A 14,077-nucleotide genomic window follows, 5' to 3' on the forward strand; every position below is an offset into this window, starting at 1 on the left:
ATTAAAAAAATCGACGACAAAAGCACTGTGCCTTACCAGGCACAGTGCTTTTTTAGTGTGATTCATTATTTAATTCCAATGATTGGTATTTGCGAAGTGATATTTACGCTTCAGTTTCAATTTCAAATCCCGCGGCTTTCCAGCCGCTAAATCCTCCATCCATAGAAATGACTTGTGTATAGCCCATTTTCTGCAGATTGTCTGCCGCTAGAGCAGAACGAAAACCACCTCCACAGTAGAGTATCAAAAGTGAGGATGTGTCTGGTATCATCTGTTCTACATCACGTTCAATGATTCCTTTACCAAGATGTTTGGCATTTGGTATTCTTCCTGCACTAAACTCATGATCCTCTCTTACGTCGATGAGATGAAACGCTTCACCTTGTTCTCCACGCCTTTTTACATCATGAACTGTGCATTCAAGAATGCGTGATTTTGCATCCGCAACGATGTCCAGAAAACGTTTAGAATGATCTTTAGCCATCTCATGCCTCTAAATTTAGGGAGTAGTTATATTTTTTTGAGCACAAGAGTCTTAGTAAAGACTCAAATTTATTATGTCATATCTCTGTTTAAAAAGCTGGTGAAAAATTGATTCACTCAAAGACTTGCATATTAACAGGAATTTAAAAAATCTTCTATTCCCTGATTCACAGCGCAAGGTGCTTCCATCGGTGCCATATGACCCGCATTAGGTATTTCAAGATATGTTGCAAATGGTATTTGAGCATATATTGATTTCATAACGTCTGGTGGCGTTAATTGGTCTTCACTTCCGACGATGACTAAAGTAGGAACTTGTATCTCGGCCATCATATGAGTGTAATCTTTTCGTTCTGCCATTCCACGTTGGCTGGCAGCAATTCCTTCACGGTCCGTCGATTCAATCGTCTCAATAAGACTTTTGGCTATCTCAGGTTGATCACGTTGAGAAGACTCGCTAATTAGATTTGGAACCATAGACGATGCAATTGATTTTGATCCGTGTTTCAGCACAAGGTCAACCATTTTTAATCGATTGTTGATGCCTTCCTCTGAGTCCGAACCTGGACGTGTATCACAAAGAATGAATGCGCGTAAACGCTCCGGGAATTTTTTCCAAAATTCCCAGGCGATATATCCTCCCATGGAAAGGCCACAAAAAATGATTGGCTCTGCAAAGTTGAGCTGATTCAGTAAAGTATTCAAGTCCTCTGCATGTTGTTCCATTGTGACAGTTCCATAAGTCACTTCGGAATGTCCAAAACCACGTAAGTCAGGAGCGAGTACTGTGAAGTCCTTTTTAAAATATTCTGTTTGTGCCTGCCACATTTTGTGATCTAATGGAAATCCATGAACAAAGAGCAGCGGGGGGCCTGTACCTTCCTTGAGTACATTCATTTTGATCGAATTGACATTTATCTCAACGAACTGGTGACGCATTCGTCTATCCTTTTGTATGCATCGAGAAAAAATTGATTTGTAAAAATCAACAAAGAATGAAGATAAGCTTTTTGATTTAACTGCTTATTGAACTTGAGTCAAAGCACGGGTGATACCTTGTTCTAAGGATTCTTTAGGCTCAGAATCAACGTTCCATACGATTTTCCCATCAGGTCCGATCACCCATACTTGCGGAATAAAATCTGCATTGAAAGCAATGAGTGTATCGAGAGCTCCATATCCGTTTGACCAAGTAATCCCGGTTTCTTCGAGCCACTGTTGAATTGCAGGGAGCATTTCTTCACCTTCTGCAGTGAGCCCAATGAAGACGACATCCTGGTCTTTAAATTTTTGGTACGTTTCGACGATGTGAGGCGCTTGTAGTCGACAAGGTAAACACCACGTTGCCCAGGCATCTACGACGATGACTTTGCCTTTCAGGTTACCTTTTTGATAAGGGTCACCGTTTACCCAGCCTGCGGCTTGAATGGGAGGGGCGGTTTTTCCTACCTTTAATTCCGCACGGTTACTCGTTGCTTGAGGTGTACCCAGTATTTTGAAACCAAACCAAGCAGAAAATAAAATTGTTCCAGCAACGACAAGTGCAAGAGCCAGTAAGAAATCTTTTTTAACACTTTGATTGGCCATAATAGCACTTTCTGCAAATATGATTCGTTTCTGAATTAGATATTATAAATTGTAGAGTTCACTGTATTTGCTTTGTAATTGACTGATTAAGGGCTTATGAGAGAGTGATTCACCTGCAACGACTTCAACTAAGCGATTTGCCCGATACAGTTTGCCTCGTCGATGAACATTTTCGTTTAGCCAATCTTTTAAAGGTGAAAAAGAACCTTTTCTAATGAGCTGAGTGATGTCCCCCAGCTCTTTTTCTGCCGCGTTAAAAAAATGAGCGGCGTACATGTTGCCCAAAGCGTAAGTAGGGAAATAACCAATCAATCCAGCACTCCAATGAACATCTTGTAGACACCCGTTTGAGGAACTATCAGGAGTGATTCCAAAATATTCTGTGAATTTCTCATTCCAGACAGCCTCTAGATCGACTGGTTTGAGGTCGCCTGAAATTAATGACTTTTCTAACTCAAAGCGTAACATAATATGCAAATTATAAGTCACTTCATCTGCTTCTACGCGAATAAATGAAGGGCGGACATCGTTAATGGCGCGATAAAAATCTTCTTGATCAATGTCCGAAAGTGCTTCTGAAAATAGATTCTGGGCGGGTTTATAAAAATAGTCCCAGAATGCACGACTTCGCCCGATAAGATTTTCCCACATTCTTGATTGTGATTCATGAATACCAAGCGACGTTGAACTGCCCACAGGAGTCCCAAAATGCTCCTGGCAAAGCCCTTGCTCATAAATTCCATGTCCCGCTTCGTGAAGAGTTCCAAAGAAAGCTCCGGGGAAATGGTGTTCGTCATAACGTGTTGTTAATCGACAATCCCCTGGTCCCAAACCGCTACAGAATGGATGAGCCGCAATATCGAGCCGGCCAGCATTGAAATTAAAGCCAATTGTTTTGGCTGCTGAAATGCTAAATTCACGTTGCTTCTCAACGGGATACTTTCTCGTCAGGATTGAGACATCAGGGGTAATCCCAGAATCTTTGATCGCTGAAACCAAAGAAACCAATTCATTTCGTAAAGGAATAAAAGCCTGCTCTATCATTTCAGAAGTGGCACCAGGTTCATAACCATCAAGAAGAGCGTCATAGGCGGTCGTCCCCTGATAGCCTATCGCGGATGCCTGTTCTCGTTTGAGGTCTATCATTTGCTCTAGCCAAGGCAAAAAATCCTGAAATCGATTTTTTTTGCGTGCTTCAACCCAAGCATGATGTGATAGAGTAGCTACTTTCGATAGTTCTTCGACCAGCCGCCGTGGTAGCTTTGTGGCCCGGTCATATTCATGACGAGCTTCTCGAATGTTAGCGCTTTCCATGGACTCTTGATCAAAGATGGAATCTGCTTCCAACTTATGAAGCAGATTCCCTATTTCGGGATCTGTGGCCTGCTCATGAATTATACCAGCCAGCAACGCAAGCTGATCAGCTCGATGTGAAGTTCCATCAGGAGGTAGATAAGTTTGCTCGTCCCATTCCAAAACGGCGGAACAGGAAGCCAATAAAGCAGTCTGCTTTAGTCGTGTAACTAATTCATCGTATGCTTTGATTGAAGCATTCATTGGTTGGTTCTTTCTTAGGGAAATGACTGATTAAAACAGTCATCGTTTTCAGTGTGATATTTTGATTATTGTGAAATGCAAACTATATCACAGTGTGATGTATAGGATGTGAAAAAATAAATCAATTTGATCAGCGAATGCAACAATTTTTGATTCTATTATTTCTACTTTGTTTCATCTTCATATCGGCCTCCCATTTGATAGAGAGGTAAAAAACGATAATAGACTTCAAGGCAGAGGGTGCTTAACGTCGTTGAGTAGAGTCGCCCTCCATATAGTCCCCACGGTGGTCTTGGATCCCAACTTCCTGCATTTTCTCCATGTGTAATTTGTTCAGAAATTAGTAATTCACGCAAATCTTCGTTCCATTCTCTCCAGGGCGTACCACCATACTGATACATGGCTAATGTCCCGTAGTACCAATAATAAAGATTATATTCTGAACGGCGTGGAGGACGCTCTGCGATGAACTGAATCGCTTCCTTACAGGATGGATTATCTCTTCTGATTCCCAGCATCTGTTTACAAAATAATGATTCCGCGGTCATAGCTGGTGTTGGTGGCGTCGGAGGCTCAACCATTCTGTAAGTGGCAAGACCATTGTTTTTACCCAAACTTCGATCTTTTAAAAACTTAACCATTAGTTGCTTCGTATTTGCTGGAATTGGGATTCCTGCAATTTCTGCACTTTTGAGAGCCATTAATTGCCATCCGAACATGCTCATGTCACTTTTCTGGCCTTTTACGTACCGCCAACCGCCGTCATAGGGATTCTGGTTTTCTACGATATACGAAATAGCCCGCGCAATCGCCTCACGCAACTTTGGGTTTAATTTGGGATTGTTTTGTAAACCATACGCTTCGGCTAAAGAATAGGTTGCCATCGCGTGTGAGTACATACGGGCATAGTGAGTTGCCTCACCTCCAAGGAATCCGTCGGGTCTTTGATGAGCTATCATCCACTGGATGGCGCGATTGATATTATCGGAATATTGTCCTTCTTCCTGGGTATAACCTGCGCCTAGAAATGCCAGGATTGCTAAAGAGGTCAATCCAGCGTCGGCTTGAGCACCCGCATTCCGTCGGTCGATTCCCTGTTCATCAATTCTAACTTTTCCCGCACCAAACCGATCTGCATCCCAAAAACCGGCTTGATCCTGATGAGTTGCCAACCATTTCAGGCTGGCTTCAACAGCTCTCTCAGATTCTTGTGTACCTCCAAACCGCTGAGCAATCTCTTTACGCTTGGACAGGTTTCTTAGTCGATATGTCGCTGGAATATTTGCTTTCGTTCGATTTGCGACTGCGTCGAAGTTTGGGCGAAATGCATCAGGCTGAGGCCCTTGTCTACTCATTGAGAGTGGAAGACGGCTTCGCTCAGCCAGTAAACGTTCTGAATTCGGATTTGCTTTTCCTGCTGGAGTTTGCGGCGCAGAACGCTGAATTACGCCCTGAGACGCAGACCGCATTGTTTTAGTTTTCCTTCTCGTAAAACGTGGTTTGGTTGGTGCCACATTCGAATTACTAGATGTTGAGCTCCCTGACTCAACCCCGGTTGTATTCAACTTCAAATTGGAAGGAGCAGGGCCTGTTCTTTTTCGGAGCATACTACCTTGGGTTCTACGTTCCAATGTAGACTTGGGATCAGATTGTGCATTGATTGCGAGAGTTTTCTGTTCGTTGTTAAATGTAGGTTGTATTCGATCAACAGTGCCAAGGGCCGATTGTCGTTCAACATTCTGATTTTTTTGGCCTGTACGTACCATCTTGCTGCGAATTGTTGACGTTGAAGGAACAGAAACCTCAGCACGTGATTCAGCAGTAATGTCTGTAATTTCGAGTGGGGCCTGAGATTGAATTCGTTTTTGGCTTATACTTTCGGCTTTAACTTTCGAAGGGGTAATGGGTAGCTCAGTTTTGGAAACGACATCGGGAATTGGTGACTCAGAGATTTCCTGGGAACGTTTTTTTTCAGGCGGAGCCATTAAAGGAGTGAATTCTGGTCTTGTTAGATCGATTCGTGACAGTTCCTGTTTTTTAGGATTGGTAAGTTTCTCCCAGACCGGTGTGTTTCCAGTTTGTTTACTTTCTGTGGTTTCGGTACTCTCTGCCAGAATTTGTTTAATTTCAATTTCCTCTTGCTCTGGTTGAGTTTCTGCCAATGATTTTGGTGCATAATCAGGCCATAATGTTACAACGCCCAAAGATAATGACAGATGAACAATAATTGAAAAGAGTAGCGCTTTTGACGATGCGTTTTTGTCTCCCCATCGTGTTACCAGCATGGATAATAAATGAATCGAGGCGAAGATTGCCGCCAAAATTAAGACGCCCCAAAGAACCTGGTCAAAAGAAACGTTTCGACCAGCTAGAATTTTCTCTATTAGGTTGTCGATTCGATTATTCATAGTACTACTTACTCGTCACTTAATCGATTTGCCAAAGAAACAGAACGTATTTTTACACGGTGGCAAATCTCTAAAATATTCATTACGTTCTGATAAGGCCCTGTTGCATCACCTCTGATCACAACAGCTTGACCTGGAAAATTTTGTCTTGCTGTTTTTAATGTAACTTCTAATTCCGAAAGACTTTTATTTTCACCATTTACAGAAATTTCTCCATCCTGTTGTATATTCACTACAATATCATCGGGCAAGTTCGTTAATGGTTTCGCATCAGTTACCGTTGGTAGTTTGATATCGTATTGACGTTCCATTTCCGTAAACTGAGTTCCAACCATAAAAAAAATGATCAGTAAAAAAACAATATCAATCATGGGTGTTAAATCGAGCTTAGGCTCTTCAACAGTACCCGTTTTTAACGGCATGCTTACACTCCTAAAATGTGCTATTGTAGTCCGCAAAAGTTCCTTTTTCTTTTTTATGTAACTTGACCGGGCCGTATACTGTATGCGAAGTTTTGTATGTGATTCAATAGGTGAATTTTATGCAGCAGCCGACTGGTTTCGATATATTATGTCACTATTATAGCTAAGTGACTGCCAACAAGAATCGTTCATTAAAACATAACTGTATTAGAATATGACAATCATATTTCTAATTACGTCCACGGATTAATCAAATAAAATAGACAAAAGTCATTTAGGTTGTTGATGTTAAGTAAAATGTATTCGAGAATGTTTGGGAATTCCTCAGCGATAGGTGCATCATACTTGGAGGCAGAAACGCTTTCAGAAAGTGGTCTACGAGGATTCTCAGAAAGGACATTACTGCTCATCAATTCAACGAGTTTTGATGCCCCTTTGGTGGGAGTTGTCTGGCTTTGGTGTTTTTCCTCTATATACTCAGTTGATATCTATTTCCATCATTATTTGATCTTATTTAGTGTCACCTGGTTATCTTATTCTGGTGATCGCCTGCTAGATAGTCTTCGAATGCCTGCTGTTTATTGTAAACTACCTCGACACCAATTTGCCACAACTCATTTTAAACCTTTGATATGTATCTGGGCATTGATTGCTACTTTTTCAGTCCTGTTTTTATTTCATGCCTTGAGTCTCACTGAAATCGTGTGGGGCTTTTGTTTATTGGGGTTATTATTAATTTATTTCCTGGGTTGTTTTTGTTTTCCACGCCAAATGAGAGCGATAGTTCCTAGAGAATTCTTGGTGGGGTTATTCTTTTCCTCGGCTTCCCATTTTTTTGTACTACTTCAAGTCGGTCACTGGAGTTTGTATTCAGCCTGGACCTTTATTTGTTTTTTGAGTTTGTGTAGTTTGAACTGTCTTTCAATTTCTCGCTGGGAATATTCAGCGGATGAACAGGTGGGAGAAGTCTCTTTTTTTACAAGAAATCCAAGACAAATTCATCACTTTCAATCTATTTTACTTTGGTTTGTTTGGTTGCAAGTCATTGTCTGTTGTTTTGTGGTATTAATGGGTCGAACTCTAGTATTTGAGTTCTCCGTATTGTTGAGCGCATTTTTTTTATTAGTGCTTGATCGACGCTCACTAAGCACTCACATAAAACCTGTTTTGGCAGATTTTTCGATGCTCACACCGTGTATTTTTTTGAGTTTTTCGTGATGAGTTTCAATCGGATTGCTCCTTATTTTGAACGACTGGAAAAAATAGTCTTTAACAACCAAATGCAATGTTGTAGGACAGCATTCCTTTCTGAATTACCCTGTGTAAAAAAAGTTGCATTAATTGGTGAAGGGGATGGTCGATTCTTAGTAGAGTTGATCAAAGAGAACAAATTCGAAAAAATTCATTATATTGATTCCAGCGAGAAGATGCTGGAACTCGCCCGAAAACGGCTACAGAAATTTTCATCGAATGAGTTGAGCCTTGTTGAGTTTTTTCATTGTGATTTGATGTCTGAATCAATGCCTTGTCAGAATTATGATTTGGTTGTGACCAACTTCTTTTTAGATCTTTTTAATGAACAGGGATTGAAAAAAAGCATCTCTAAAATTGCGGCAGCCTGTGAAGAGACCGCTATTTGGTTATATGCTGACTTTCAGATCTCCAGTGGATTACTTCCACGAGTAAGGTCACTCGCATGGATGAAGGTTATGTATGTATTTTTTAGAGTTGTAGCTAAAATTCAATCGCGCAGTTTGATCGATCCAGCCGAAATTCTTGAAAGTAAAGGCTTTCAACTGAGAGCGCTAAGAGAGTTTCAAAGAGGTTTGATGAAGGCTGAATTAAGGCAACGGATTTAAGCAATGGCTAAGCAGTTTTTAACCTACGCTGATAATTTATTTAAAAAAGAATAATCGATCGTACATACTAGAAGAAACACGATCTGAAAGAGAGAAGCAAGCCCTTCGAGGTGAGTATCTGTGATTTCTTTGTCATGGTCACCTAGTTTTCTCATAATCCAATACAATAGTAAGCCAGAGACTACGAGTGCTGGGAGTAAACGATTCAACGAAGCCCAGGTTCCCAGCAGTAGCAATCCGATTAAGAATGAACTGCCGTAGATCAGTTGTTTCTTAGATAATGGACGGTTGGGATTAACCCACCTGGCTGATTCGTCGTGAGATATGGTAAAGCTGATGGAAAAAGGGATAATCCAGGTTCCTAAAGAAATCGAAGTTAGAATCAGGATACAAGCTGTGAGCATCGAATTAAAATCAACAATAAGCTGATAAATGAGGCCCATCCGTAATAGCATGAAAATGATAGTCAGAACAAAAATGTTGCCAGATGAAATAGATGATTTTTGAGGAGCTAACAGCTCACGGCACTGAGGGATCGCTTCAGGAACGAAAGTACGCAGAAATAGCAGCTCTAGTGAGCCAAGTAACAAAACAGCAATTCCTAAAGGCCAAAAAAACTGTAAGACAGCCAATAGCAAAGTTAATAACAAAGCTAAACTAGTACCTGCTAAAGGTAAAAAAAAAGTGCTTCTTTTTTCGATGGTTTCTTTTCGATCAGCCTGAAGATGTAACAGTGGGATTCGAAAAAAACGTTGCAATGCCACGATATAGGCGACAATATAATCTACCCAATCGGTTTCGTTAAGAGCATTTGGGGCATGCTTATTAAAGTGCGATTCGTCTTTCTCAGGCATGTAAGAATTCATCGTATGATCAAATTTCACAGAACGAATTATAAATATTAATGAGTTATATTACTTCGTGTTTGCTTACAGAAGAGATGATTAATCTATTTCTATTCCTTTGCGCAAGAACAAGGCCCTCTATTTATATGAGGGCCTTGAATCTAAAACGGTTTAATGTCTCTCCTATTTTGTTGCATACCGCAGGTCCATCAACATTTGGGTGATGCGAACAGCTGTTTCTTGAAGTTGATATTTTTCACGAGTTTCACAACGGGAAATTTTTTCATGTACTCGGAACCAACTTTCAAATAGCTCAGAACTCTTAGTTCGCATGAGTGCCATTGGAACTGGTTGTCTTAAGGAAATTCGATGAAGTTCATGTGCAATTGCGCTGAATTCACGAATGGCATCTTGGGTTGATCTCCTGAAAGAAGGTGATTCTGTTGCCAACCATTGCTCAGCAACTATAGAAAGTTGAGCACTCTGTGCTTCAAGTCCTACAATTAATTTGACGGTATTAATGCTGTCTGATGGTTGTTCGATACGGAGTGAAATTCGTAAAGCGTCAATTGAATCATTCACCTTATCCAGTAATTGTAAAGCAGCTGGGCTCTCTACACTGTGAAATAAAGTGGAAAATTCTTTCCATGACTGATCAATGTACGAGAAGGAAGTAATGAGATCCTGAGTAGATTCATTATGATTTACCGTATCAATTAGATTTTCTACAGTTCCATAAAATTCGTCGGATGTTGAAATATAGTTTGCAGGAGGCAAACTGATCAACAAACGAAGTGTCGCTCTGCGGTAAAATTCATCCACATCTCTTTTTAAAGCTTCGGTCAAGTGGGCAATTTCCGGCAGATTCACTCCATCTTGAGGCAACCACAAAAGTTCTTGTATCGAACGGTCTTGTTGTACGATGCGTTGGATTCCACGGCTTAAAATGCGATTATGATACGGACGCAATCGAGTTGCAAAAGAATTCCAGGAATCACGAAAACTCAAATACTCACGTTTAATGGAATCGTAACTTTGCCGATCAATGAGCAGATTAGAAACCTGAATAATTCTTTGTTCAACTCTTTGTCCTTCTCGCAATAATTCAAATTTTTTGGGTTCGCGCGAGAGTTCGATATCAATATCTTCCAGCAAAATGCTCATGGCATTGGTCATAGCTGAAGTTTGTCTTAATAGATCGATTCTCTTAAGTTGAGGCCCCGTTTGCAGTAGTTCGACTAACTTTCGATCGAGTTGTTTCATACGTGCAATCAAGTTTTTTGATTCTCGATCTAAGCCACGTACTTGTTCTAACTGATGAGAGACGACTCTCCATAATTGATCAATTTCACCATACTCAGCTGCAATCAAAGCAAAGTCGCTATCTCTACGAACTTTGTCGGCAAGGATTGATGAACGAGCTCTTACTTTTAACACGTCAGCGATATAGCTTCTGACTCCAGGGATTTGATACATTACGCGGTTGAGATTTGTTGCGAGCGAAGAGCTGTCTCTAGAAAATTTATCAAGAGTGTCTCTTACTTCGCTGATTTTATTCCTCGAAATCTCTAATTGTGGTGTCGGAGGAAGTTCTAGGCCTGATGGTTTGTATTCACGATCGCGTGTTGCTAACTCCGACTTTTCCAACAAGCGAAGTAAATCATTAATTAATTTGCTGTTACTGTCGTTAGGAGATTGTGCTTGTATATTTGCGCTAAAACAAATAGTTGCTAACCCAGAAATCAAAAGCGCGATGAGAAATTTGGGGGTAGAGAACGAGAAGTTCCTCTGATTTTGGGAATAACAAATGGTGTGGCTGGAGCGGGAATACATTCACACAATCCTTTCTTGTGAATTCTACGGCTTGAATAACCAGTGTTTTCAATAACGCGCACGCTGTTAAGTAACAGAATGAGCAGCAAACTATAATTGGTACATTAGGGCCCGTTTTCGGTAGCTAACACATCTTAAGTTTCAAGAGTGATGAGGGAGTATCGTCTTTCCGTAAACAGAACTTCCACTTTTAATCTCATCATACAGGCGGCGAAGTTTACTCGTTTTGCAAACTACGTCAAGACCATGCTTACGGTCGTTTCATGCAAGGTCATCTGACTCTGTAAAAATGCCTGTCATCGAAATGAGTAAATATTTTTTCAAGGACAGACAGATAACACTTCTGTTGGTTTGGGGCGTCAGCGTTGAATTGATGGTTTGCGGCAAGATTAACGATTTTTCTAGGTTATTGAATCATTTATGTGTAATCATAAAATGGACGATCGATCGTTTGATCCATTGTAAAATTGGGGACGTTAATAGAGATGTTGTCAATGTTACACTCAATAAAGTAATGTCGAGATCGACCAAAAATTTTTTAAAAAGACGAAAGTCATTTTAAAACAGTAAGATACATTCAAAAAAAAAGTTGTCATATTTAATTGGCACAGTGAATGCTACGTATCTCTTTCAGCCACTTAACAATAACAAAATGACATCAATATGATTATTTTGAAGAAGAAGTATTGATGGTCAGAGATAACAGGAGATGTTGTGATGTTAGTTTTAACTCGAAAACGAGATGAAGTGATTCAAATTGGTGACAATATTGTTATTAAAATTTTAAAAACCGGCAAAGGGGCTATCAAAATTGGCGTCGATGCACCGGGAAATATTCGAGTGATACGAGGAGAGCTACTCGAAGAAGAAACGCAACCAGATTCGATTGACACTGCCACCTCGACTCAAATTGAACAAGCATTAAATACTCAGTGTGCTTAATTCTCGAACGCGGAACGGGACATAATATGTGATCCGTAAATTATTTCATTCACTAGTTTCCGTTGAGCCATCACAGAGGAAGTTGATTGGCCGGACTTAGGAGTCGCCAGGCGACTTATATCGGAGGGGATCATGAACCGATCACAATTTAAAAATAGTCAAAACGAAACCGTAAATTCCGCTCGACTTTTTGTCTGGGGAATGGTTGTACTGATGACAGCTGTGTTCTTGTCTGGATGTGCGACCCTTTCACATGCAGCAGAGAACGAGTCATACCAAGAGGATCTCTATCAATGCATTAACAATCGATCTTTTGATCGTAACTTCGGTCATTCATCTGAAGGGTTTCTGCCAGCTTCCTATTCCGAAGATCGTCGTTATCAAAGACAGTACCCAGTGGGAAGTACTTCTCGTTTTGATGAGTATGAAATCAAATTGCGACGGTTATTGTCTGGAAATGATCAGCGATTTGACGAATCGTACGATCGTTTTCCTCAAGAAAGAAGTGATTTTAGGTCAAGAAGGCAGCCTCGAAATTCTTTTGAAGACAACAGCGACAGTCAGAAACTAAGAGAACTGATTCGGGAATTACGAGAACGCGTCTTGCCTCAGTATGATCGTGAGCAATATGAAACTGAATTTCCGAATAATTATCCAATCGATCCTAACCAAGAACTAAGAAATAAGTTATCGCAACGGTACTCTAGTGCTTCGGTTGTAGGAACTCTACAGAATCTTGACCCTCAGAGAGCTTACGCATTCTATCTGGAAGTAAACCGGATGATAGATTCACGTCATGTTCAGCCCCCATCTTATGATGTAAGAACTAAGAAAGGTCTACAGAATTTGATATTTGCTGTGGAAAACAGAAAATTTCTGAGTGTCAATCGTATTTCGGCATCGCCCGAGCAAATTAGGATGGCACAGCAAAAGTGGCAGCAATTGATAGATCAACATCCAGCGCGTTCACCTCAGGATGCTGTAGTAGTACTACGTCAAGCAGCCGACATCGCTGGGAGTCATCTACGAATGCAGGCGACCGGAGTGATTTATGAGTTTACCTATGGTTCATTGTATGCTCTCGATAAACATTCACGATTTGAATTTACCCCCAGTGTTTCTGGCCCACGAGTTGATGTAGGAGGCGAAAGCGTAGTAGGTGTCGGAGTACAACTCAAAGTACATCGCGAAGGTGCTGTGATTCTACGTACTCTCAATGGGGGTTCTGCACAAAGAGCAGGGCTTCAACGAGGAGACGTGATCGTGGGTATTAATCAGCGTACTTTAGCTGGACTTTCTCTCGATGAAATTGCAAATATGATTACAGGGCCTCTTGGTTCAACCGTTTCTCTTGAAGTTCGAAGGGGAAGTAGGAATGCCAGGATCAATCTAAGTCGTCAATCTGTTCGAATCACAAATATCAGTGAAGTGAAGATCGTTGATATGCAACAAAAAGTAGGTTTGATTCGATTGGAAAAATTTGGCGAGGGAGCAGTCCAGGAGTTAGACCAGGCATTGTGGAGCCTGCATCGACAAGGTATGAAGTCCCTGATTTTCGATTTACGTGGAAACCCAGGAGGTTTATTAACTGAAGCTATTTCAATCTCGAATCGTTTTGTTCCCTCTGGTCAAATCGTTTCTACGAGAGGAAGAAATCAAAGTGATAACACCGTTGAATCAGCTACTCATGAACGAACTTGGAAGTTACCTCTTGTTGTATTAGTTGATGGAGATAGTGCCAGCGCTAGTGAGATATTCGCTGCTGCTATTCAAGAGAATCGACGAGGGTTGGTTGTCGGTAGAAAGACCTATGGAAAGGGAACTGTTCAAACACATTTTCCTTTACAATCAGTCTCTGGAACGTTTTGGCTTACGACTGCCAAGTTTTATTCACCGACAGGTCGCGAAATGGCAGGAGTGGGTGTGAAACCCAATGTTCCAGTAAATATGTCAGAGCAAGAATTGGAAGAGGTTGGTCCTGTTGATCGAGATCTTGAGGCAGCTATAAATACGATTTTAAGTCAAAAACCCGCCGAACTCGTAAATAATTTCGCATCACAGCAGCAGGTAACTCCTATGAGATTCAATTTTTCAGGATAAATAAAACCCTTTGTTAAACAAGCTTTTGCTTGATCATGATA

General features: G+C 40.8%; 11 protein-coding genes. 3 read left to right on the top strand and 8 right to left on the bottom strand.

Annotated features, from left to right (window positions below; all coding sequences use genetic code 11):
- Positions 1-103: 103 nt before the first annotated feature.
- The 6 genes from V202x_RS00625 to V202x_RS00650 form a co-directional block, all read right to left on the bottom strand.
- Positions 104-484: a rhodanese-like domain-containing protein gene (locus tag V202x_RS00625; protein WP_144979867.1), complete on the bottom strand. Its 381-nt coding sequence runs from the start codon at positions 482-484 to the stop codon at positions 104-106.
- Positions 485-615: 131 nt separating this feature from the next.
- On the bottom strand, positions 616-1,422 hold the full coding sequence (locus tag V202x_RS00630) for an alpha/beta fold hydrolase (protein ID WP_145170250.1): 807 nt from the start codon (positions 1,420-1,422) through the stop codon (positions 616-618).
- 84 nt (positions 1,423-1,506) lie between these two features.
- A complete protein-coding gene (locus V202x_RS00635) occupies positions 1,507-2,070 on the bottom strand; it encodes a TlpA family protein disulfide reductase (protein WP_144979873.1) in 564 nt (187 codons plus the stop codon).
- A gap of 42 nt (positions 2,071-2,112) precedes the next feature.
- Positions 2,113-3,627, bottom strand: a complete 1,515-nt coding sequence (locus tag V202x_RS00640; protein WP_145170252.1) for a carboxypeptidase M32 — start codon at positions 3,625-3,627, stop codon at positions 2,113-2,115.
- 164 nt (positions 3,628-3,791) lie between these two features.
- Complete coding sequence (locus V202x_RS00645; RefSeq protein WP_145170254.1) at positions 3,792-6,035, bottom strand: terpene cyclase/mutase family protein; 2,244 nt, start codon at positions 6,033-6,035, stop codon at positions 3,792-3,794.
- 8 nt (positions 6,036-6,043) lie between these two features.
- The gene (locus V202x_RS00650) at positions 6,044-6,457 is read right to left on the bottom strand and encodes an ExbD/TolR family protein (protein WP_145170256.1); all 414 of its coding nucleotides are present in this window, start codon (positions 6,455-6,457) and stop codon (positions 6,044-6,046) included.
- A gap of 1,217 nt (positions 6,458-7,674) precedes the next feature.
- On the opposite strand from V202x_RS00650, the gene V202x_RS00655 reads away from it, so the two are divergent.
- Positions 7,675-8,316 (top strand): class I SAM-dependent methyltransferase, encoded by a 642-nt coding sequence (locus V202x_RS00655; RefSeq protein ID WP_232099049.1) that lies wholly within the window; start codon positions 7,675-7,677, stop codon positions 8,314-8,316.
- A 23-nt stretch (positions 8,317-8,339) separates the two neighbouring features.
- On the opposite strand, the gene V202x_RS00660 is transcribed toward V202x_RS00655, so the two are convergent.
- Both V202x_RS00660 and V202x_RS00665 read right to left on the bottom strand, forming a co-directional pair.
- On the bottom strand, positions 8,340-9,170 hold the full coding sequence (locus tag V202x_RS00660; RefSeq protein ID WP_145170260.1) for a hypothetical protein: 831 nt from the start codon (positions 9,168-9,170) through the stop codon (positions 8,340-8,342).
- A 174-nt stretch (positions 9,171-9,344) separates the two neighbouring features.
- Positions 9,345-10,994: a hypothetical protein gene (locus tag V202x_RS00665; protein ID WP_145170262.1), complete on the bottom strand. Its 1,650-nt coding sequence runs from the start codon at positions 10,992-10,994 to the stop codon at positions 9,345-9,347.
- Between the two features lie 717 nt (positions 10,995-11,711).
- On the opposite strand from V202x_RS00665, the gene V202x_RS00670 reads away from it, so the two are divergent.
- Both V202x_RS00670 and V202x_RS00675 read left to right on the top strand, forming a co-directional pair.
- Positions 11,712-11,936, top strand: a complete 225-nt coding sequence (locus V202x_RS00670) for a carbon storage regulator (RefSeq protein WP_145170264.1) — start codon at positions 11,712-11,714, stop codon at positions 11,934-11,936.
- Between the two features lie 132 nt (positions 11,937-12,068).
- Entirely contained in the window at positions 12,069-14,036 is a 1,968-nt protein-coding gene (locus V202x_RS00675; protein ID WP_145170266.1) for a S41 family peptidase, read from the top strand.
- Positions 14,037-14,077 lie beyond the last annotated feature (41 nt).

Origin of the sequence: Gimesia aquarii (assembly GCF_007748175.1) — a bacterium.
GTDB lineage: Bacteria > Planctomycetota > Planctomycetia > Planctomycetales > Planctomycetaceae > Gimesia > Gimesia aquarii_A.